The sequence below is a fragment of the Desertivirga xinjiangensis genome (genome assembly GCF_024436435.1).
Classification (GTDB): domain Bacteria; phylum Bacteroidota; class Bacteroidia; order Sphingobacteriales; family Sphingobacteriaceae; genus Desertivirga; species Desertivirga xinjiangensis.
In genome coordinates, this window is sequence record NZ_JAFMZP010000008.1 from 122,417 (window position 1) to 143,928 (window position 21,512).

The window sequence follows — 21,512 nt, forward strand, 5'->3', positions numbered from 1 at the left end:
GCACAATGTCCTGCATAGTTTAGTAAATTAGTCTGTAATGTTCGAGAACCTTAAAAAATATATAGAGGACTACTCCTCAACAGCCGTTTCGGAAGAAGAATACACCCTTATTCAACAAAGCTTTAAGCCAAAAAAACTACGGAAGCGCCAGTACCTGTTACAGGAAGGCGATGTGTGCAAATACATGGCATTCATAACCCAGGGGAGTATGCGCCAATATTCAGTGGATGAGAGTGGGAACGAACACATCGTACGGTTGTGCATTGAAAACTGGTGGGTGGGCGATTATGAAAGCTATGTGATGCTTACCCCAAGCAAATACAACATAGACGCGGTAGAAGATTCGGAATTACTGCTGGTAACCAACGAAATAATTCAGGATCTGAAGATGAAGGTTCCAGCTATTGCTAAAACCATTGCTAAAATGGATGAGCGTAATTTCATTGCCAGTCAGCGAAGATTACATGCTTCAATAAGCCTGTCTGCGGAGGAACGCTATCTCGAGTTACAGAAGTCGTATCCGGAACTTTTCCAGCGATTCCCTCAAACCATGATAGCTTCATACCTCGGCATCACCCCAGAAACCTTGAGCAGAATCCGGAAACAGCTTCTATCGAAGCCGAAAAGCGCTTAATTCGCCCTTCACTTGACATTTGTCAATGGCCTAATTTACCATACGTCAATGTGTGGCAGACAAAGGAACCTCAACTTTGAGTAGCATAAAAGCTAATCAAAGTTATGAAAAAGAACATTGCTATAAGTTCCGGAGGTATCAATTCGAAAGTTGGAAAGCTGCTTGTTAACAGGTTAATGCCCAACAGGTATATTCCTAAAATTGGCCCCTTTGTATTTCTGGACCACCTCTATCCGACAGAAGTTAAACCCCAGGCTACAGTAAACCCCAGGTCAGGTGAATTTGCTCACCCGCATCGTGGAATTATCACTTTTACCTACATGTTTAGTGGCGAGATGGAACATTTCGACAGCAAGGGCAATTATGGGCTTGTTGGAGCGGAAGGTGCACAGTGGATGAAATCAGGAAATGGAATTATTCACGATGAGGAACCTTCTCCTGAGATGCAAAAAAGTGGCGGACACTTACATGCCGTTCAATTCTGGATAAACCTGCCTTCAGCACAAAAGCAAGAAGAGGGTGCTTATCTGGCATTGCAGTCTTCCGACATTCCAGTACTCGAATTACCCGAACAAGCTGGTAACCTCCGTTTAATAATAGGAAAACTGGGCGACAAGGAATCACCTGTAATCCGTTATACTGAACAGTTTATCTACCACATCAAGCTAAACCCGAAATCCAGCTTTACGTTAACTGTCAATCCCGACTTAGAATACGCGGCCTTCGTTCCTCAAAAAGCAGTGTCAATAAACCAGGTTGCCTATGAGAACAGTCAGCTAGTTGTATTCGAGCAGGGCGGCGATGAGATTATTTTCTCGAATGATGGAATTGAGCAAGCTGAGCTTCTGGTATTTGGCGGCGAGAGGTATACCGAGCCTGTGGAAGCAGAGGGTCCCTTTGTAATGAACTCAAGAGCAGATATTGCAATTGCCTACCGGGATTTCTTCAACGGAAAGTACGGAACTATCGACTATTCAATTGCAACAGCAGCGGTATAAGCCGGCTGTTCAATTTACTGGCAAGCATAAGCCTGTAGGTACCCCTGGCCTGCAGGCTTTTTTTGTGAACTGTTGCAGACCAGAGCCAAACCATGCTTGACTTTTATCAAGTGTATTTCTTAATCGACCTCAATGTGCAGCCCCTGCCACCGCTCTACCTTTGAGTATCAACAAAAAAGAAGAAAACATGAAAACAACATTCGGAATTATCGGAGCAGGAAACATAGGAAAAACAGTAGCTGCTCATTTACTTAAAGCTGGACATTCAGTAATACTAAGCAATAGCAGAGATCCTGAATCATTGTCGGGAACCATTGCTGAATTGGGCGCTGGAGCTAAAGCCGGAACCAGCAAGGAAGCCGCAGAAGCAGACATTGTATTACTAGCCCTGCCCTGGTCGCAACTGTCGACACTGAGCAATTTAACCGACTGGACAAATCGCATCGTGATTGATGCTACCAATCATTTCATAACCTACGCACCCGAGTTTCGGCTTGCCGACTTAGGAGGCCGCGCATCATCCGAAGTGGTTGCAGATTTTGTTCCGGGTGCGAAGGTGGTGAAGGCCTTTAACACATTATACTTCAAGATACTTGAAAAGGATCCGGCAGAGGCAAACGGCCGGCGGGTGATCTTCATCTCCGGCAACGAACCTGCGGCTAAACAGAGCGTGTCAGATGCTATCCAGTCTACCGGTTTCGCAGTGGTGGATTTAGGTGACTTAGCCACTGCCAGCAAATTGCAAGAACCCAAAGGAGCACTAGCAACGCTGAACCTCATCAAGAACTAACAAGAAACCATTCAACAACAAATTATTCATTCACATTTTAAACTCACGATCATGAACTATTTAAATTTCACAGCCCGCGTATTTTTCTCACTTATGTTTCTAATCTCAGGATTTTCTCACTTTTCAGCGCAAACAATAGCGTATGCTGCAAGCACGGGCCTGCCTTTTGCCAACTTGCTTGTACCTGCTTCAGGACTGCTGGCCATTGCAGGAGCGGTATCCATTATCACGGGCTACAAAGCCAAAATCGGTGCGCTGCTTATCGTTCTCTTTCTTGTTCCAATTACGCTCACCATGCACCAGTTTTGGAAAGAGACAGACCCGATGCTTTATCAGATGCAGTTTATCAACTTTATGAAAAATGTGTCAATACTCGGAGGAGCGCTGCTGGTAGTTGCACCTAAAGTTGGTAGCTTCAGCACCATCATTAAGAGCAATAGGTTTAAAGCAACAGAACTGGCTTAAGAGCAGCAACTATAGTAGGAAAAAGCCGTCCCGAAGAGGAGACGGCTTTTTCTGTTCTTCAGCTACTTTTTGTATAGGTATTCAGATCGCTTCTCCAGTTTACAAAGAAGACTGCAACTTCTTATTTGCCTGGTACATTGACAGACGCGGGTGAAAGAACTCCGCTAATAACTAGAGCAGGCAAGAGTTTGTTAAGCGTTTCTCCTTCCTAATCAGGAATCCTATGAGGAAGTGCCACTGATGAATAAGCACTTAAATCAAAGAAAAGAACGCCTGCGGAGGAAGAAAACTTCATATGGGATTTTGTTTAACATGATCACTACCTGGCAAGCAGACGGCTGCTAATCAGGAGAAGGATTTTGGCTTAAATTATAATTGATAGTGGCAAGTCGGAAGAAAATCATAAATATCCTGGGCGTCTCAGTACAAGGAAGACTAATAATTTTTGCTCCTCGCCACACGTCCAGAGCCTGATAAATTTAGGAAGTATGTATGTGGCAGTTTGCGCGGACAAGTCATTGAAGCGCTGTAAAAGCTCTGGCATTTACAACCAACCTAAAGGCATTTGCCCGCAAAAAAAGCCTTCTCACGAAGGCTTAAAAACATTTTCAGAACGTTAAGGCAAGCTACAGCACAATACTGGCAATGCCATCTTCAAGTGCCTTCTCTTTCACATCAGAAAGCGCAAAGCCTTCTGCATCAACCCCCGGATCATTCTGTTTAATTTTGGTAATGATTGCGTTAGCCAGTTTGATGCTATTTGATTCCGAACCCCTGGGGCTTGAAATGATGTTTAGAATTCTTGCCATTGTAATTTGTTTGTTGTTTGAACCTGATATAAAAGTACCAGCATGGCAAGACCTTAAAATTGAGCTTTCTTAAGAAAGGAACTTGATTTTTGTCAAGCACTGCTTTCCAGTTTTGGGCAAAAAGTAAAGCTTCCGATTGCGAAATCGAAAGCTGTCGGAGAGAAAAAGTGAATTGCGAGATAATCTCTGCTATCAGAATTAACTTTTAAAGTTGAAAACGAGGATTTCTGCTGGCTTACTTTTTGCCCCTTCATTCGATATGTACATTCTGTCCGATTGGTCGAATACAATTCCTTCAGGTTTAGCAAATTGGTTCTTGTCTAACTGAACGGTTTTCTTTAACTGCAGTCTGTGGTCAAGAACAAGCAACATGCTATTAGCGGCAGAATGAATATACCATTCATCACTAGCAATTCTTTTGGTAATTGCGGAAGGTTGGAAGCTACTGATCTTCTTTTTTGACACCTCATTGATTTGAAATGTTGATATTAGAAATATCTCATCGAGAACAAGGTTGTAATGCTTGTCGTAGTTCAAGATGAAGCCAGTGAGATTTCCCGAGTCGCCCTCAGTTTCTTAGCCAATACGAATATTTTTTTCTTCTTCCTGTCCGCATACAGGCCTTCGTACTCCCCTGCAGGTAACAGCCCTTTTTGCTTTATTGCACCCGGTCTTCCTGCTTGTACGGTGAAAACCGCTCCGTCACTGCGCAACACAAATACTGCGCCTTGGACTGCCGCCACATCTTCATAGTCCCCCTTACCAGCGAAACGCTGCTCGGTAAGTCGAGTTGAACTGAGATCGTAAGTAAATAATATGCCTGCCTCGTCCTGTACTGCAAACAACTTGTTCTCCGCATGCTGTGGGGAAAAGGAAATCCCGGAAATTTCATGTAACTTGTCTGGTAGTTCGTGTCTAAATTCACTCTTTATAAGATCAGGGAGAGCCGTCATTGCAGTCAACGTCAATAACCCGGCAGCCACTACGACTGGATAATAACCTAGCTTTTTCATGTTGGTCTTCTATTATAAGGCAGTCGCGCCTCCATCAATAATGAATTCACCTTCTCATGAGCTAAGTAAAAAGAAACTAACCTCCAGAAGCGGCTTTCTTGAAGGGCTGAGCACCTGCAATTTTCAAAAATTGTTCTATTGGTTGCTATTTTCTCTATCTTTATTATGAACATTTGCAGCACAAAGACTGCCTTCTGGTGAACATTTGGTGAACAGGCCAAAAAGCGGATCAGGGCACTAATCCCAGAAATGTGCAAATTCTTACCAGGGGCGACGGAAATTACGTGCCTTCTAATATTATTCATGGCTGTGTCGTCAAAGTGCCTGTATCTTAATCTATTCCTTAATAGATTTGAAGTTTTTCATAACAAAACTGATGAATTTTTCATTTTTTTATGCCTTATGGTAATCCTTTGTTAACTATCGCGTAACAGCGCAGCAGTACTTTTGCGGTATCAAACAACACGTATATGAAGATACTTTTATCAGTTTTAATTGGCCTTTTTGTCGGTTCGGAAGGGTTCGCGCAAACGAAAGCAAAAGGGTATGTTTTTGAAGATATAAACGCAAATAGTAAGAAGGAGTACAAAGAAAAGGGCATAGCCGGAGTAGCGGTTAGTAATGGCGTAAATGTTGTACAGACAGACAGCAAAGGGTACTATGAACTGCCGGTAGGCAAGGATAATATTTTATTTGTGATCAAACCTACAGGTTATCGGGTGCCTGTGAATGCAGCAAACCAACCGGCATTTTATTATATACATAAGCCACTAGGTTCGCCGGCCGGCTTTAAATACAAAGGATCGGAGCCTACAGGAAAGTTGCCCAAATCAGTTGATTTTGCCTTAATCCCTTACGAGGAGTCAACAAAATTTACCTCACTTTTATTCGGTGATCCGCAGGCGTATACGCTGCAAGAGGTCGACTATTTTGCTAAGGGTGTAGTTGCCGAGTTAAAAGGCATAAAAAATATCGCTTTTGGTTTAAGTCTTGGTGACCTGGTTGGTGATAACCTCGGACTTCATAGCCCGTATATCAAGGCGGTTAGTGAGGTAGGAGTTCCCTGGTATAACCTGATCGGTAACCACGATATGAATTATGACGCGAAAACAGATTCGCTGTCTGATGAGACCTACGAAAGAAATTTCGGTCCCGCAAACTATTCTTTCAACTATGGCAACGCGCACTTTGTCGTATTAGATGATATCCTTTATCCAGACCCGCGCGACGGGAAGAGCTACTGGGGCGGATTCAGAAAAGATCAGCTCGATTTCCTTGAAAATGACCTTAAGCTTGTCAGCAAAGATAAATTGGTCGTCCTGGCATTTCACATTCCGTTATTCATAGAAGAAGAAGAAAACAGCCCTTTCAGAAAAGAAGACAGACAACGTTTTTTTGACCTCTTAAAAGACTATCCAAACACCTTATCCATGTCTGCCCACACGCATCTACAGCGACATAATTTTTATGGTAAAGCAGACGGCTGGCATCAGGAAAAACCGCATCATGAGTATAATGCCGGAACAACCTCTGGTGATTGGTACTCGGGTGAATTCAACGAACAAGGTGTTCCTGCTTCAACTATGAGAGACGGTACGCCAAAGGGTTATGCATTCTTGACAATCGATAACAATAAGTATAAGATTGACTACAAGGTTGCTGGTAAATCCAAGGAATACCAGATTGAAATATTCAGCCCGAAAGTAGTCGCAAGCGGTAGAAATACAAGTGCACAAGTGTTTGCTAACTTTTTCATGGGAGCTGAAGGCGATAAAGTAGAATATCGCATTGATGATAGCAAGTGGTCACCTATGACTTATGTTGAGGATGCAGATCCGTCTTATATGACAAAAGTATACAAATGGGATCTGGCAGATCAGTTATTGCGGGGTCGCAGACCGTCCAATGGTGTAGAAAGCACGCACCTATGGAGAGGAAGCATCCCAGCGCGTAAGCTTAAGGCAGGTACCCACAAAATCCAGGTACGGGCAACGGATATGTTCGGTAATGTATTTACTCAAGAACAATCCTTTAATGTAGAGGAACCAGCAAAATAGCCTAGCGGGACTTTATCCTAATCTAAATTTTTTAAAATGAAAAATCAGCAAAAATTTGTTGACAGGACCCTTATTGCCCTGTTTTCGATATGCTTTGTTTCTCTTTCAATCTTATCTTGTAAGACGGAAAAGGAACAACCAGGTAAAAAATACGATGCGTCAAAACCAGTAGTTCTAAAATCTTTCTATCCGAACGAAGGTGGAGCCAGAGATAAAATTCTTCTGGACGGTGAGAACTTTGGTACTGATCCAGATAAAATAAAAGTTTATTTTAACAAGGCTAAAGCTTCAGTTGTCTCCTCAAGCGGGGATAGGATCTATGCCATCATACCCAGGCTTCCAGGAGCTAACCCGCGTATTTCCGTGGTGGTAGGAAAAGACTCCGTTACTTATGAGAATGTTTTCGCTTACCATACGCAAGCTCAGGTGAGCACAGTTACCGGCAATGGCCAGCAAGCTTTTAAGCCAGGTAAGTTGTCCGAGGCAGAAGTTTATGGAAAATACCTGGAGCTAGACTCGGAGGGTAACATCTTTATGTCCTGGCGCGATGGAGGTACGTTCGGAGTAGCTAGAATTAATGAGCGGGAAAATATAGTTACGCCTCTGATCGAATCGCCCGCCACAGGTCGTATTTTATACGCAAACGGTCTTACCGTCGATCGGGCAAGTGGTATGCTTACTGCGGCTCACGAGTCTACCAAGGAAGTGATCTTCACGTTCGACCCTCGCGAGGCTTGGTATCCAAGGCAGCGGAATGTAAAGTACTCGCCATCGGATTTGAGTTCAATCATAGATGCTGACCGATACAAAAACTTCGTAACCTTCTGTCCGTACGACGGCCATCTTTATACCAGATACCGTGACGGAAAGATTGCAAAAATAAATCCTGAAACCATGGAGGCTAAAATTGTACACCAAGGCCCGTATGGTTCTCAATATGGTCAGGCAATCAACCCGGCTAAGCCATGGCTTCTGTACATCACGCTGCATTCCAATGCGCGACCAACAGAATTCAGACAAGGTATCTCTGTTTTGGATCTTCGTGATCCAAACGGCTCGGGAGGATTTAAAAGACTTAATGCACCTGGCGGTAGCGGATTTCGCGACGGGCCTCTGGCTGACGCTTTATTCAACTATCCGAAGGATATCAAGTTCGACAATGATGGAAACATGTTTGTGGCCGACTATGGCAACCACTGTATCCGTATGGTATCGGCTGATAACATCGTAACAACAGTAGCCGGTCAGCCAGGCACCGCTGGTTACAAAGATGGCGGACCAGTCGAATCGCTGTTCAACGAACCTTGGGGGGTGGCAGTCAACGAGCAAGGTGATATCTATATCGCCGACTGGAGCAATGCTCGTATACGCAAACTAGTTATTGAATAATAAATCTATATATCTAAAATGAAGTTCATTCGGATTATGTGCATGCTGTTTTTGTGCCTGTCGGTCAAAACAACAATTGCACAGGCAGTGAAAGAGTTAACGATTTCGGGTACAGTTGTAGACAAGTCAAATATACCCCTTCCAAGCGTATCTGTTTATGTAAAAGACAAACCATCTATAGGTACGTCTACAAACAGCGACGGTAAATTCAGTATTAAAGCAATATATGGCGATAAAGTTGTTTTTAGCTTTGTCGGCTTTAACCCCACAGAACATGTTGTTATTGAATCTAACAACAATTTAAAGATCACCCTTGCCGAAAGTTCCACAACCATGGACGAGGTCGTCATCGTAGGACTTGGAAATGTACAACGAAAAATCAGTTCCGTAGGTGCCATAACAACCGTAGATGTAAAAGATCTGCAGTCTCCTGCACCTTCGGTCGCCAACCTGCTTGGCGGACGTGCTGCGGGTGTGATCTCAAGACTAAGCAGCGGTGAACCGGGTAAAAATATTTCCGAGTTTTGGGTACGTGGTATCGGAACCTTTGGTGCCAATAGCACAGCCCTTGTACTTATCGACGGTTTGGAGGGCGATCTAAACACCATCGATCCGGCCGATATAGAAAGCTTCTCAATCTTAAAGGATGCATCCGCTACTGCTGTTTATGGTGTTCGCGGAGCTAATGGGGTTGTCTTGGTTACAACAAAGCGTGGGCAAGTTGACCGCATCCAGATCACTGCACGTGCCAATACAACCTTATCACATCTTAATCGTTTACCCAAATATTTGCGTGCCTACGACTATGCACTACTTGCTAATGAGGCAACTTCGGTCAGAGGCCAGAGCCCACTGTATAATCAAACGGAGATGGGCATCATCCGCGACGGTCTGGATCCTGATATGTATCCGGATGTGGACTGGCAGGATGAAATCCTCAACAAAACCTCATGGCGCCAGGGTTACTATTTGAGTGCCCGCGGTGGGTCCGAAGTAGCGCGCTACTTTCTTAGTTTGGGCGGCAAATCCGAGAGCGCAGCCTATAAAGTTGACAAAGGCAGTGTATACAGTTCTAACGTTGGTTTTGACACGTACAATTACCGGATCAACCTGGACGTAAACCTAACCAAGAGTACTAAGGTATTTCTGGGTGCAGACGGATTCTTGTCCAAATTGGATCAACCGGGATTGGCAAATACGGACTATATCTGGGGCGCGCAGTCACGACTCACACCATTGGCTGTTCCAACGCAATATTCTAATGGTATGCTTCCGGGCTTAGGCGGCGAAGACCGCTCATCTCCTTATGTGATGATCAATCGTACAGGCCGCGCATCAGATCAGCTTTTCAAAGGAAAAACAACCCTCGCCCTAAACCAGGACCTCTCAAAGGTGCTAGACGGACTTAAATTCCGGGTTCAGGGTGCCTACGATGTACATAGTTACTTTGAAGAGCGCCGGAGAGTCCAACCAGCACTCTACAGGGCACTAAGCCGTACCTACAATGGCTCATTGGTTATGCAGGAGACGGTGCAGGAACAAAAAGCAAGCTACTCTAGGACTACACGTCAGTACCGAAAATACTTTCTGGAATCAGTGATCAACTATGATCAGGTTTTCGGTACAGATCACCGCACCTCAGCATTGGTTTATTATTACATGAGTGATGCTAAAGATACCAGAGACGCAACTAGCAACCTCGAGGCCATCCCATTGCGCTATCAGGGTGTATCCAGCAGGCTGACTTACGGTTTCCGGGATACTTATCTATTGGATGTGAACTTTGGATACACTGGTTCAGAAAACTTCCAGCCAGGAAGACAGTACGGTTTTTTCCCCTCTGTAGCGCTGGGTTGGGTACCTACTGGTTATGATTTCATAAAGGAGAAAGCTCCTTGGCTTAATTATTTGAAGATCAGAGCTTCATATGGTACTGTTGGAAATGACCGGATTACCAGTATCCGTTTCCCTTATCTGACGAAAGTAAATCAGGGCAGAGATGATGTATGGGGCGTTCCCGGTATTGAAATAATCAAAGAAACACGAATTGGGGCTGATAATCTGGCTTGGGAGAAAGCTATAAAATCAAACCTGGGCGTTGAGGGAAAGTTATTTAATAATAAGATCGACTTTGTGGTTGATATCTTCAAGGACCAACGAAATGGTATTTTTCAACAGCGGGTACAGGTGCCTGAGTATGTAGGTGTAATATCTAACCCCTTCGCTAACGTAGGCCGTATGAAAAGTTCCGGACTTGATGGTAATATCAGTTACACAACCAATGTAACAAACGACATTGGTTTCACTTTAAGAGGTAACTACACCTACTCTAAGAATGTTGTGCAGAACTGGGAGCAAGCCTACCTGGAATATCCATACCTTGAGTACAACGGTTTCCCATACAATTCGATACGTGGTTACCAGGCACTTGGACTATTCAAGGACGCAGACGATATCAAGTACAGTCCAAAGCAGACTTTTGGCGACGTGCTGCCCGGAGATATCAAGTATAAGGACGTGAACGGTGACGGTACTATCGATAAGTTGGATATGGTTCCCCTAACGCATAGCAATTACCCATTATCTATGTTTGGCTTTGGCGGAGAGTTCCGCTACAAAAAACTGACGTTAGGTGTGCTATTCAAGGGAACAGGGAAAACATCTTTCTTCTATGTTGGTCAGGAGATGGAGGTTGATAATGAAAAAAAACCTAATGGTATGGGTTATATGCCTTTCTTCGAAGGTAACCTGGGTAACGTACTCAACATGGCTGCAGACCCGAAAAATCGTTGGATACCCAGGGATTACGCAATAGCTAATGGTATTGATCCCTCATTGGCAGAAAATCCGAACGCTCGTTTCCCACGCTTACAGTACGGAAATAATGCGAATAATAGCCAGGTTTCAACATTCTGGCAAGCAGACGCGAGCTATATCCGTCTGGAAGAAGTTACGTTGAACTACAACATTAAACCTTCTTTCCTGAAACGGATCGGTGTTTCTTCTATGGACCTTCAGTTCGTAGGTAGCAATTTATATATCTGGGATAAAGTCAAAATTTTTGATCCGGAGCAAGCTGCCTGGAACGGACGTAAGTATCCAATACCGTCTACCTATTCATTTCAGGTATACGTGAACTTTTAATGCGTTTATAATTCAAGACATGAAAACGTCAATCATAACGAAAATAGCAAGAGTAGCCATCGTCATCCAGATGATTGTTATGGTCTCATCTTGTAAAAAAGATTATTTAAATATCGACAATTATTTCGACGACGAATTTAACATCGATTCAGCTTTTGCTAATCCTCGTAACATCGAAGCTTATATGTGGGGCGCCGCGGCAATGTTTCCAGACGAGTCAAACACCATTCGTTTCGGTTACACACCTGGTCCGATGGCTACTGATGAAGGTTTAAACGGACTTACAGGCGGGGGGGCAAGCAACGTCTATTATGGGATGGATTTTGCTACAGGGCGTATCTCTCCAGATTTCTTCGGAGATAGCAACCCTAACCTAAATCAATGGGGTGTATACTACAAGATCATTCGAAAGTGTAACAGTATCTTGCAAAACTTAGATCGCCCGAGAGGCTTTACAACCGCAGACCGCCTCCGTATAGAAGGCTACACCCGTTTTATCCGAGCTTATGCGTATTATAATATCCTGGTAGATTATGGTCCAGCGATCCTGCTTAATGATGAGGTGGTAAATACAAACGAACCCATTGAATATTATGATCGTGCCAGAGCTACCTACGATGAAACAATGGATTATACTTGCACTGAGTTTGAAAAGGCAGCAGTGCTTCTTCCAAAAGAAGTGTCATTGCTAGACTTTGGCCGGCCTTCAAAGGGTGCTGCTTTTGCTTTAGTTGCCCGCCTGCGTCTTATTCATGCAAGTCCGCTGTTCAACGGTGGTCCAGCTGCTAGTTCTTATTTCGGTAACTGGAAACGGAAGACAGACAATGTAAACTATGTATCACAGCAGTACGATGAATCAAGATGGGCTGTGGCTGCGGCTGCAGCAAAGCGTGTAATGGACATGAACCAATACAGGCTATACACTGTACCGAGCGATGATAACACACCTTCACTTCCAGTAGGCGTTACCTCAGATCCAAACTTTTATGGTACTTATCCCGATGGCGCCGCGGGAATCGACGCGCTGAAATCTTATTCTGATATCTTCACCGGCGAAGCAGTTGCTGAGATTAATAAGGAAATTATCTGGGGTAGAAACACAAACTACCTGGTATCCACTATCAGTCAAGGTTCAATGCCTCCATCTTTAGGTGGCTGGGGCCGCTTCTGCGTTACACAGAAAGTAGTCGATGCTTATCTGATGGACGACGGACGGACGAAAGAAGAGGCTTCCGCTGACGGATATTATTCCGAGACTGGATTCACTGATAAGCCTAGAAACTTCTCAGGATATCCGCTCAATTCGGGTGTATACAAAATGTATGCTAACCGCGAGATGCGCTTTTATGCATCGATTGGGTTTAACGAGGCAGTTTGGCAAGCACAATCTAGCAGCTCGCTAAACAGTCATACTGCAAAGTACTATTTTCAGGATGCAGACGGTAGAGGTGGGGTAACAGCAACATCGCCGAACTATCCGATTACTGGCTATGTAATCAAAAAATATAACCACCCGATGGATGCGTTTCAGGGTACAGGTGCCCGACATATCAAAAAGGCTTACTCTATTATTCGCTATGCAGAAATCCTGTTATCCTACACAGAGGCGCTTAACAAGTTAACTGGTAGCCACACAGTAACACTGGGAGACCAGCAATACACTGTTTCACGTGATGTTGACCAGATGAAAGGGGCGTTCAATCTGGTACGTTACAGAGCGGGTCTTCCGGGGCTTAACACAACGCAGTTAAGTAGCGCTACTCAAGTTCAGAAAGAGATTGAGCGCGAACGTATGGTAGAACTGCTATGGGAAAACAGACGTTATTACGATGTTCGCCGCTGGGGCATTTACGAGGAAACTGAGCGTGAGCCAATCCGTGGAATGAACCCTGACGGAGCTACCAAGGAGGATTACTACCAGCGAGTTATTCCTGGAACGTCCTCCTTCATGTCTCGCGTAGTTAATAAGAAGTTAGTGTTTATGCCCTTACCACGCGTGGAACTGAGAAGATTGCCGTCTGTGGATCAGAATCCGGGTTATTAGGTTAAATGATTAAAAGAATAAGATGAAACGAAGTTATATAACGATGTTGGCATTGGCTGCAGTGCTGTCATCGTGCAAAGACAACGAAGTATTTGAGCAGGAGATGTATAAAAACGAAGTTGCGCTAATTAGCAGCAGCTACTATAATACCTTCCAGGAGATTGTGCCCCTCACCGGTGAGGAGGTAACGGGATATATTGCGGCTTCAGCTGGTGGGACATATGCACCAACAGAAGATATGGTTATCCACTTAGAGGAAGACGATGAACAGTTGGACGTCTACAACAGATCTCTTTTTGATGCTGATGAAAGATTATATGCTAAACTTTTGCCTAAAGACAGGTATGTGATCGAAGATTATAGGATCGTGGTCAAGGCGGGTCAGCGTACAGGGCGCACAATGGTAAAATTAAACCCTGAGGGATTATCTCCGGATTCAACCTACTTTATCGAATTGAAGGCAAGGGATATGTCTGGCGTTGAAATTAATTCAAAGAAAAACTCTATTCTCTATCAAGTACTCATTAAGAATGATTACGCCTCTCAGGCAGATAACACTTTCTATGCGATGACAGGACTTGTCGATGAAAGAATCACGGCAGGCAATAAAAAGCTGTTTCCCTTATCGCGCAACAGCGTGAAGATGGTTGCCGGCACTGAGTCGTTTGAAAGTGATGCTGATCATATCAACAAGACATCGATTATCCTAGAGGTTGGTGCAGACAACAAAGTGACAATTAAACCTTATAAAGACATCGTAGTAAGACAAATAGACGGAAACGATCGGTATCCGAACGTTTTCCGTGTAGAGGAATCTTTTGGTCGGAAGTTCAATGTGTTTTCAATATCATATGAATATGTGATCAATGGTTCGACACATACTATGCAGGAAGAACTCCGTATTCAAGTCAACAAATAAAGTATATAAAAGGAGTAGGAAACACAGTTTTCCACTCCTTTTCTGTACCTTAAAGGTGTACGCGCAGATTGTCACGACATAGATCTGCAGCACACTAAGTGATAACTGAAAACAGTTACTGAGCCCTCGCCTAAACATAGAAGTCATACCCAGCTTTGCCGCTGGGTATAACTTTTTTAAGCAGCAGTAATATGTCCAGTCCTTGAATTTTTTCCGGTTTTCTTTTTACCCCATTTGCGATTGTACCAGATGATCGTACCCGTCACCGGCAAACCAGCGCCAATGATGCTGGCGATGAATGCCAGTATTTTACTGGGCAATCCGAGTATCTGCCCGGTGTGGATGTCGAAATCCATCCGGAATATCTTTTCGCCCAAGGAAAGCTCCTGATAACGCAGCCCATCCTGCGTGTGCAGCCTGAGCGGTTTGAGCGAGAACTGATCGTAGTAGTACTGCGCACGGTTATAGATGAGTGTGCCATCTCCAAAAAATGCAGAGGCATGATATGTCTGCCGGGCCTGCTCAGGGACATTGATCACCACCCGGGCATAGTCCGGATGCCTTCTCTGAATGTCTAACCAGACTAGATCTTCCTTACTTTTAATTACCGGTTTTAAGCTTAGAAGCGTATCCGACAAGGGGCCTCGTTCGACGGTCCGTTCATACCTTTTCCAGGTGAGGATCTTATATACCCCGTCAGCAAACCAATGGAAAGAGTATGTAATGCCTGTAATGGTCAGCAGCAGAACAAACAGCAGGGAGTAAAATCCTAGCACGTTATGAAGATCGATATTCAAGCGCTTCCATTTAGCGTTGCATTTGATTTTGAAACTCTTTTCACGAGTTTTCCGCGTCCACTTCTTCGGCCACCACCAGATCAGGCCAGTGATCAGCGTAATGACAAAAATGATGCAGCCGGTGCCTACCAGCGGGCTGCCAATCTTCTGCGGCAGCCAGAAAAACCGGTGACCCGCCCGTATGAAAATGAAAAATTTTTCTGCGGGCGAGGGTTCCCTTTTCTCATGCAGCACTTCGCCGGTGTAGGGGTTGAGGTAGAGCAGGGCAAATTTTTGCGGCGGCAGGCCAAACCTCAGGATGGCAGACTTGCCCTTACCGTAGGTGATACTGCCAAATACCGCCCCGGTATCTTTCTTCGCACTCAGGTATGCTTTTCCCTGCTCCGCCAGCTCCGAGGGCTGGAGGAAAGCCTGTTGCTTTTCCTCCACCCGCTGGTACGCGTCCGTAAAATAATATACTTCGTAACGGAACACCCACAGCGCACCGGTCAAACATACGACAAATACAATGATGCCCGAGATCAGACCGAGCCAGAGGTGCAGCCACTCCGATATTCTGCGAAAAGTGGACTTTCTGCGTGCGGCGATGGTGCTCATCGTCAAAATTTAAACGTGACGCTTCCCAGATACTGGCTTCTGGTTTCCGCAATCCCCCAGTTGCTCCAATATTTCACATCGCCTACATTGTTGCCCTTCAAACCAATACGCCACTTGGGCTGATCATAGAAGATGGTGGCGCTGACCAAGGTGTAGCCTGGTAGGGTGATGGTGTTGGCTGCATCAAAATAGCTGCTGGATACATGATTGGCGCCAATACCCAGTCCGAAGTTGCGCAGCAACGTCTGCATAAACTTGTAGCTCACCCAGAGATTGGCATACTTGTCAGGCACCTGGGCCTGCCTTTTTCCGATGGCTGCTGGTGCAGCCTTAAGTATTTTGTAATCGTTGGTGGCGAAACCGGCAATGATGTTAAGCCCCGCTACCGGGTTCGTGATCAGCTCCGCTTCGAAACCATTACTTTTTGAGGTCGCGTCCTGGATGGTGATCCCATTGTCAATGCGGGTGTCTTTGCTGATCCCAATGTCGTAATAGCTAAAGGTAGCGTTCAGTTTTTTGTCAAACAGCTCGAACTTCGCGCCGCCTTCCCACTGATTGGCTTGGCGCGGCTTAAACACGTCTATAATATCTGAGCCCGGGCGGGTAACCGGCGCCACATTCTGGAACCCGTTCATATAGTTACCGAACAGGGACACCTTATCCTTAACTACCTGATAGACCAAGCCCAATTTCGGTGAATAGGCGGTCTGTTCGTAGGCGGTCGTCTCGTTGAGCACGCCATTTGAGAGCGTCGGTCCGTTGGTGAAACGATCGGCACGCAAACTGAGCATCGCCGACAGGCGGTCTGTGACGTTAAATACATCTGATACATAGACGCTCACCGCCGATTGGGTAGATTCGGTATTGCTTTGGTTCGTGGCGGCCATTAGCGCATTTACCTTTTCCAGGTTGATGGCCGGAATCGGTTTGCCGCTGTTTGGATAGATCTTGTCATAAATACCAGTCGCCGTAAACCGCAGGAAGCTGCGGAAATTATAGAAGTTGACGCCGACTACGGCCCGGTTTCGGAAATTGCCGATGTTAATATCACCGGTAAAATTCTGTTGGAGGTTTAGTGAAGTAAATACCCGGGGACCGTAGCTGGAGATCGACCGGTTGAAAAATATGCCCTCGGCATCGGTGTTCCATTGCGGGTAGATCTGATGGCTGTGATCTATCTGGTTTTCGCCATAGGCGACGTTCGTGGAAGACGACCACTGATCGGAGATCTTGTACCGAGCTTCGCCTAGAACGTTGGTGGCCGAAAGTTCCGCGTCCAGGTTGGCGCCACTAAGCGACTCGTTAAAGTCAATCGGTATATCCCTGAAGCTGGTCAGCCCCGGCACATTCTGCAGATTCTGATGGTAAGCAACCGTGGTACGGTTGGTCTTATTAAGTTCCGCTTCCAGGGTGAAGGTCAGCCGGTCGCTCGCCTTGTACAAGAACGTCGGAGCAAACGTGATCATGCGCTTATACCCAAAATTCTGAAAGGAATTTTCACGGTGCGTCGCTGCGTTAATGCGCAGGAGCGCGGTTTTGTCGCTGTTCAGGGAGGTGTTTACATCGGCTGTTATGCGACTCAATTCGTATTTGCCGAGTGTGACGCTTACTTCACCGCCCAGGGATTCGTAAGGTTTTTTAGTCACCTGGTTAATCAGACCTCCGAAGCTGACGATACTACTTCCGAACAACGTACCTGAAGGGCCTTTGATCACTTCCACCCGTTCGAGGTTGATTGGATCCGACTGGTAGGACTGGACGGCCATGCCATTACGTACGGTCGTGGTGGCAGTAAAGCCTCGGAAGGTACCGCCGGTACCGCCTGCCGGATTGTTATTGGGTACAACGCCTGGGACGTTCCGTAGTGACTCTTTAAAATCGACCACAATTTGCTCGGTCAGCAACTCCTGAGGAACAGCGGTGTATACCTGCGGATTTTCCAGATTTTTTAACGGCAAACGTGCAACGAAATCGCTCTTTTTAATTGCGAACTTGTTAGTTTTGATACCGTTGACCACGACTTCTTGCAACTTCTCGTTGTTTTCGTTGAGCATGAAATTGGCTACAGCAACTTCACCTGCCCGTACTTCAACTACCTTGCTCTGGCTGGCAAACCCAACCATTTTAGCCGTTAAAGTATACGTACCTGGAGCGACACGGTTGAGCTGATAAGAGCCTTTTTGATTAACAGAAATGTTTTTTTTGCTGCCATTGAGGCTGATAGTCACAAATTCGGCGGGCTTACCGTCTGAGGTTTTTACCGTTCCTTTAATGGTACCGGTTTGGGCATAGGCAATCGCACTGGCGATAAAAAAAATAAAAATTAATAAAAATTTCTTAGTAAATACTAAAGCATACATCTTTGTTCAAATGTTTAATGGGTTGAAGAATCTGTTTACATTGAGCCGGTGGGATGTTTGGCGACGGACCACTGGCTTTTGTCTTTTTTGGAATTATTTCATGTTTTCTATAATTTTTGTTGCAAATAAAACACTAATTTAGATTAATTACAAATAACATTATAGGGGCCTGCCCAAATACATCGCCTTTAGCTAATCTCGCCTAGCATCGGCAATGGCAACTGTTTTAACTACCTAACTCTCCTGGAAGTGCGAAATATTTAAGGAATGGTGGTGACTTTCCAGTTCCAAATATAATTAGAGGTTGGTTCTGAAGAGTATAAGATTCATTTTAACCGGATTTTTTGGGCTTGCCAGTTCCGGGATTTCATCAATTATTGCTGTTCCATCAAAAAAAACGTAAAGGTTTCTCCTCGGATACAGGATGAATAGGTTCCTTGAGCAATGCCGCTGTTTCTCCCTTCATACTCGATGAGAGATAGATCGCTGCTCACCGTATAGGTTTTGTAGCTCGACTTGTTGTAAGCCAGGCTAAGCCCCAGCCGCTCCCCGGCATATTGTAAACCGGCGTTAATCAGGTAGGGTGTTTGCCCGTACATTGGCGTGCTTTAACTTCGCAAGTTCGAGGTATACTGGTGATTAGGAGCCTACTAAAAATTACACTCTATAAAAAAAGCCCCCGGTTCGCGATTTCGTAAATCGGGGGCTTTTTGTTTTGTGTTCTGTCGGCAATGCGGAAATCCAATATTGAATTTGCCGGGAAATGGAGGTATTATACGATTAAGATGCGATACCGATGAAACGCCAGTCCCTACTTCCTTATAAATTATTCACTTCGAAAGCTCCGTAACAAACCATTTTGGCGTTGTGAGCTACTGTTAGGTTCAACTTCATCTTTTCAATCAGTGTTTTTGCCTCGGTGATATTCCGGTGCAGATCATTAATACCTCTGATTTCAATGCCTTTGGCTAATAGCTTGAATTTATTAGGCTCATATTTGTCAATGAACTTCTGCAGGTCTGCACTGATCTCTGGTTGTGTTGTTTTCATTTCAAATTAATCTTGCTAGTTTGACAAAACAAGACAAATCGTTTTAACTTATTGCTGTGTTTGTGTTATGTTAAGGTATCTCTTCCTTAAAAAATACAAAACACATAACCTTGCTGCCCGCTTTCCCGTACATCTCCCCGAAAGGGAATAGTCCCTTGATTTTGTGTATGAATGGAAAAATTTTACTCTCTTCTTTTGCAGCTTGCTGTTTAATGTTTTATTCCTGTAAAAAAGATCAGACAATTTCGGCTGATACGAGTCTTTCGGAAATCAAAGTGCCAGACGGGTTTACATGGGAGTCGTCCAGGGATATCAGTTTTAAGGTAACTATCGCTGACAATCGATTCCAGGAGGATATTCATGTTATTGCTATTTATTCGGCAGATGGTGGGCTGATTACCAAAGGGGCAGCTTCCCTGACTAAACCTTTTGAAAGTAAGGCTTATGTTCCTGGAACGGTAAACGAGGTGTATGTCGTCAGAACGGCTCCCGACAATTCATCAACTTCCCAGAAAGTGCGGTTAAACAGTGACAGGGTTACATTGACTTTAAGCGCACCTCTTGTTCAGGCAGTAAGCTCTTTGAACAATACCCTCAATGCTGCCACTGGCAGTCCCGACTGCACTACTGGCTGTACGCAGACTGTAACCTTAACTAAAAACTATGAAACCGTTTCAGTATCGGAAGGAAAGACTGTTTGTGTAAATGGTAGTAATAAGTCTTTCGATGTCCAGTTCGGTTCGGGAGGCGGAACCTTAAGAATTTGTGGCGCAAATCTTACCGTTCTGGAATTAGCGAATAATAGGATTAATGATCCCTCGGCTATCATAATTACAGCGGAGGCAAGTGTTGTAATTGATGAGAAGAAGTCAACTAACTTTAATCAGAATAATAATACTCTTGAAAATTATGGGCAGCTCACTATTGAAGGGGGGATAAACCTGGCCGGTAAATTAAAGAACAACGGTGTATTGACGGTTAATGGCGAGTATAGTACCGAAACACAAACCAGTCCTGTTACCGAACATACCAATAACGGGACGCTAATAGTCAACGGACTATTAGATGTAGGGTCTAATAGTCTCTTTTACAATAACGGCTCTGTAAGAACCACGGATTTAAGATTGTTCAACCACGCAACATTTGTCAATAATTGCAAGTTGTTGGTGACCAACGAATATGACCATAGTACCTTAATGAAAAATTATGGCTATATAAAAGTGGAAAAAGAAGTATTTGTTAATGGATCCTCGGAGCTGGCCCTTTACAATGGGTCGATGATAAGCACCAGAGATATCAAAATAAACGGAACGATTAAAGGATACGATGCAGGCTCTTTATTTAAAGTGAGCAATGAAACAGAACTGACTGGTGCAGGAGAGCTTGCCGGTAATTTCAGTTATTGTGATGCTAACGGCCTTGAAAAAAACAATGGAACCATTGAACATACCGTATCTCTGAATTGCAACTTATATATTCCTGTGTCTGGTTGTAATGCAGAGGGTAATGGAAGTGCTCCTGTTAAGGATACTGATGGGGACGGGGTGCTGGATAATATTGACGATTATCCTCACGACGCTACCAGGGCGTTCAATAATTATTATCCTTCTGGGGGAGTTGACGACGGGGCGACGGTTCTTTTTGAGGACATGTGGCCGGTGAAGGGTGATTACGACATGAATGATGTGGTAATGTCTTACCAGCTGAAGGTGATTACCAATGCTGCCAACAAGGTGGTTGAGCTTAGTGGTACTTATAATTTGAATGCACGTGGCGGAGTGTTTGAAAACGGATTTGGAATAGAGTTCCCCGTGAGCCGCAGCCTGGTAAGCAATGTTAAAGGTGCTGTTCTTGAGGAAGGTCAGGATAAAGCAGTGCTTATTTTGTTTATGAATATGCAAAATGAGCTGATGTACATGAATACCCGCCCGGCAGATCCTTTTTCTCCGGTAAAAACTTATACTATCAGTTTTTCAGTATCAAACGGTCCGTCTTTAAATGAATTTGGTCTTGGAGAATATAATCCCTTCATCTGGGATAGGGGAAAAGGGCGGTCGTATGAGGTTCATCTGCCCGGACATGCGCCAACCAGTCTCGGAGATCCAAAGCTTTTCGGTTCTGGCCATGATGCAAGTAATCCAGCTAAAGGGCAGTATTACGTTACAGCAGAAGGTTTTCCCTGGGCTATCAGTGTTCCAATGAAAAATCTTCCCTATCCTCTTGAAGGAAAGGATATTGGCACTGCCTATTTGAAATTGTCACAGTGGGTAGTATCTGGAGGTGTTAACTTCAATGACTGGTATAGTAATCGCGCTTCCGGCTACCGGAATGATAGTAATTTTTACAAAACAGGGGATAAGTAACAGTTCTGGGGTTTATTTTACCCGAAAAGGGGAAATGTGGCTCCTTATATGGGCGATTCCGAGTTGGTGTTGATTTTACTTGG

17 protein-coding genes are annotated in these 21,512 nt (G+C 44.6%); 10 read left to right on the forward strand and 7 right to left on the reverse strand.

The annotated features are described in order from the left end of the window. Positions 1-37: 37 nt before the first annotated feature. The 4 genes from J3P37_RS18085 to J3P37_RS18100 all read left to right on the forward strand — a co-directional run bounded on the left by J3P37_RS18085 (position 38) and on the right by J3P37_RS18100 (position 2,887). The gene (locus J3P37_RS18085) at positions 38-634 is read left to right on the forward strand and encodes a Crp/Fnr family transcriptional regulator (protein ID WP_256012762.1); all 597 of its coding nucleotides are present in this window, start codon (positions 38-40) and stop codon (positions 632-634) included. Positions 635-738: 104 nt separating this feature from the next. Beyond that, entirely contained in the window at positions 739-1,632 is an 894-nt protein-coding gene (locus J3P37_RS18090) for a pirin family protein (protein WP_256012763.1), read from the forward strand. A 187-nt stretch (positions 1,633-1,819) separates the two neighbouring features. Next, positions 1,820-2,422, forward strand: coding sequence for an NADPH-dependent F420 reductase (locus tag J3P37_RS18095; RefSeq protein WP_256012764.1), 603 nt, complete (start codon positions 1,820-1,822; stop codon positions 2,420-2,422). A gap of 51 nt (positions 2,423-2,473) precedes the next feature. Continuing rightward, positions 2,474-2,887, forward strand: coding sequence for a DoxX family protein (locus tag J3P37_RS18100; RefSeq protein WP_256012765.1), 414 nt, complete (start codon positions 2,474-2,476; stop codon positions 2,885-2,887). A 626-nt stretch (positions 2,888-3,513) separates the two neighbouring features. Here J3P37_RS18100 and J3P37_RS18105 read toward each other — a convergent pair. From J3P37_RS18105 to J3P37_RS18115, 3 genes are all read right to left on the reverse strand, one after another. Further along, the gene (locus J3P37_RS18105) at positions 3,514-3,696 is read right to left on the reverse strand and encodes a hypothetical protein (protein ID WP_256012766.1); all 183 of its coding nucleotides are present in this window, start codon (positions 3,694-3,696) and stop codon (positions 3,514-3,516) included. 198 nt (positions 3,697-3,894) lie between these two features. Continuing rightward, on the reverse strand, positions 3,895-4,233 hold the full coding sequence (locus J3P37_RS18110; RefSeq protein WP_256012767.1) for a hypothetical protein: 339 nt from the start codon (positions 4,231-4,233) through the stop codon (positions 3,895-3,897). Then, complete coding sequence (locus J3P37_RS18115) at positions 4,230-4,709, reverse strand: SdiA-regulated/phytase-like domain-containing protein (protein WP_256012768.1); 480 nt, start codon at positions 4,707-4,709, stop codon at positions 4,230-4,232. Before J3P37_RS18115 ends, J3P37_RS18110 begins: the two co-directional genes overlap by 4 nt. 470 nt (positions 4,710-5,179) lie before the next feature. On the opposite strand from J3P37_RS18115, the gene J3P37_RS18120 reads away from it, so the two are divergent. Genes J3P37_RS18120 through J3P37_RS18140 form a run of 5 tightly spaced genes read left to right on the forward strand, consistent with a single transcriptional unit; the run spans position 5,180 to position 14,262 of the window. Next, positions 5,180-6,766 (forward strand): calcineurin-like phosphoesterase C-terminal domain-containing protein, encoded by a 1,587-nt coding sequence (locus tag J3P37_RS18120; protein ID WP_256012769.1) that lies wholly within the window; start codon positions 5,180-5,182, stop codon positions 6,764-6,766. 36 nt (positions 6,767-6,802) lie between these two features. Beyond that, on the forward strand, positions 6,803-8,155 hold the full coding sequence (locus tag J3P37_RS18125) for an IPT/TIG domain-containing protein (protein ID WP_256012770.1): 1,353 nt from the start codon (positions 6,803-6,805) through the stop codon (positions 8,153-8,155). 18 nt (positions 8,156-8,173) lie between these two features. Beyond that, on the forward strand, positions 8,174-11,299 hold the full coding sequence (locus J3P37_RS18130) for a SusC/RagA family TonB-linked outer membrane protein (protein ID WP_256012771.1): 3,126 nt from the start codon (positions 8,174-8,176) through the stop codon (positions 11,297-11,299). 19 nt (positions 11,300-11,318) lie between these two features. After that, positions 11,319-13,343 (forward strand): RagB/SusD family nutrient uptake outer membrane protein, encoded by a 2,025-nt coding sequence (locus J3P37_RS18135; protein ID WP_256012772.1) that lies wholly within the window; start codon positions 11,319-11,321, stop codon positions 13,341-13,343. A 22-nt stretch (positions 13,344-13,365) separates the two neighbouring features. Then, on the forward strand, positions 13,366-14,262 hold the full coding sequence (locus tag J3P37_RS18140; protein ID WP_256012773.1) for a BT_3044 domain-containing protein: 897 nt from the start codon (positions 13,366-13,368) through the stop codon (positions 14,260-14,262). 176 nt (positions 14,263-14,438) lie between these two features. Here the strand turns inward: J3P37_RS18140 and J3P37_RS18145 are convergent, their stop codons facing one another. The 4 genes from J3P37_RS18145 to J3P37_RS18160 all read right to left on the reverse strand — a co-directional run bounded on the left by J3P37_RS18145 (position 14,439) and on the right by J3P37_RS18160 (position 19,066). Continuing rightward, complete coding sequence (locus tag J3P37_RS18145; RefSeq protein ID WP_256012774.1) at positions 14,439-15,656, reverse strand: PepSY-associated TM helix domain-containing protein; 1,218 nt, start codon at positions 15,654-15,656, stop codon at positions 14,439-14,441. Positions 15,657-15,658: 2 nt separating this feature from the next. After that, the gene (locus tag J3P37_RS18150; RefSeq protein WP_256012775.1) at positions 15,659-18,016 is read right to left on the reverse strand and encodes a TonB-dependent receptor; all 2,358 of its coding nucleotides are present in this window, start codon (positions 18,014-18,016) and stop codon (positions 15,659-15,661) included. A gap of 374 nt (positions 18,017-18,390) precedes the next feature. After that, positions 18,391-18,615, reverse strand: a complete 225-nt coding sequence (locus J3P37_RS18155; protein ID WP_256012776.1) for a hypothetical protein — start codon at positions 18,613-18,615, stop codon at positions 18,391-18,393. A 220-nt stretch (positions 18,616-18,835) separates the two neighbouring features. Then, positions 18,836-19,066 carry a hypothetical protein gene (locus J3P37_RS18160; RefSeq protein ID WP_256012777.1) on the reverse strand — a complete coding sequence of 77 codons (231 nt, stop codon included), beginning with the start codon at positions 19,064-19,066 and terminating at the stop codon, positions 18,836-18,838. A 167-nt stretch (positions 19,067-19,233) separates the two neighbouring features. Here J3P37_RS18160 and J3P37_RS18165 point away from each other — a divergent pair, with 167 nt between their 5' ends. Further along, positions 19,234-21,429: an LruC domain-containing protein gene (locus tag J3P37_RS18165; protein WP_256012778.1), complete on the forward strand. Its 2,196-nt coding sequence runs from the start codon at positions 19,234-19,236 to the stop codon at positions 21,427-21,429. Positions 21,430-21,512: the final 83 nt, after the last annotated feature.

Coding starts and splice junctions, on each gene's coding strand:
- J3P37_RS18085 (WP_256012762.1), top strand. CDS start 38: ATGTTCGAGAACCTTAAAAAATATATAGAGGACTACTCCTCAACAGCC.
- J3P37_RS18090 (WP_256012763.1), top strand. CDS start 739: ATGAAAAAGAACATTGCTATAAGTTCCGGAGGTATCAATTCGAAAGTT.
- J3P37_RS18095 (WP_256012764.1), top strand. CDS start 1,820: ATGAAAACAACATTCGGAATTATCGGAGCAGGAAACATAGGAAAAACA.
- J3P37_RS18100 (WP_256012765.1), top strand. CDS start 2,474: ATGAACTATTTAAATTTCACAGCCCGCGTATTTTTCTCACTTATGTTT.
- J3P37_RS18105 (WP_256012766.1), bottom strand. CDS start 3,696: ATGGCAAGAATTCTAAACATCATTTCAAGCCCCAGGGGTTCGGAATCA.
- J3P37_RS18115 (WP_256012768.1), bottom strand. CDS start 4,709: ATGAAAAAGCTAGGTTATTATCCAGTCGTAGTGGCTGCCGGGTTATTG.
- J3P37_RS18120 (WP_256012769.1), top strand. CDS start 5,180: ATGAAGATACTTTTATCAGTTTTAATTGGCCTTTTTGTCGGTTCGGAA.
- J3P37_RS18125 (WP_256012770.1), top strand. CDS start 6,803: ATGAAAAATCAGCAAAAATTTGTTGACAGGACCCTTATTGCCCTGTTT.
- J3P37_RS18130 (WP_256012771.1), top strand. CDS start 8,174: ATGAAGTTCATTCGGATTATGTGCATGCTGTTTTTGTGCCTGTCGGTC.
- J3P37_RS18135 (WP_256012772.1), top strand. CDS start 11,319: ATGAAAACGTCAATCATAACGAAAATAGCAAGAGTAGCCATCGTCATC.
- J3P37_RS18140 (WP_256012773.1), top strand. CDS start 13,366: ATGAAACGAAGTTATATAACGATGTTGGCATTGGCTGCAGTGCTGTCA.
- J3P37_RS18145 (WP_256012774.1), bottom strand. CDS start 15,656: ATGAGCACCATCGCCGCACGCAGAAAGTCCACTTTTCGCAGAATATCG.
- J3P37_RS18150 (WP_256012775.1), bottom strand. CDS start 18,016: ATGTATGCTTTAGTATTTACTAAGAAATTTTTATTAATTTTTATTTTT.
- J3P37_RS18155 (WP_256012776.1), bottom strand. CDS start 18,615: ATGTACGGGCAAACACCCTACCTGATTAACGCCGGTTTACAATATGCC.
- J3P37_RS18160 (WP_256012777.1), bottom strand. CDS start 19,066: ATGAAAACAACACAACCAGAGATCAGTGCAGACCTGCAGAAGTTCATT.
- J3P37_RS18165 (WP_256012778.1), top strand. CDS start 19,234: ATGAATGGAAAAATTTTACTCTCTTCTTTTGCAGCTTGCTGTTTAATG.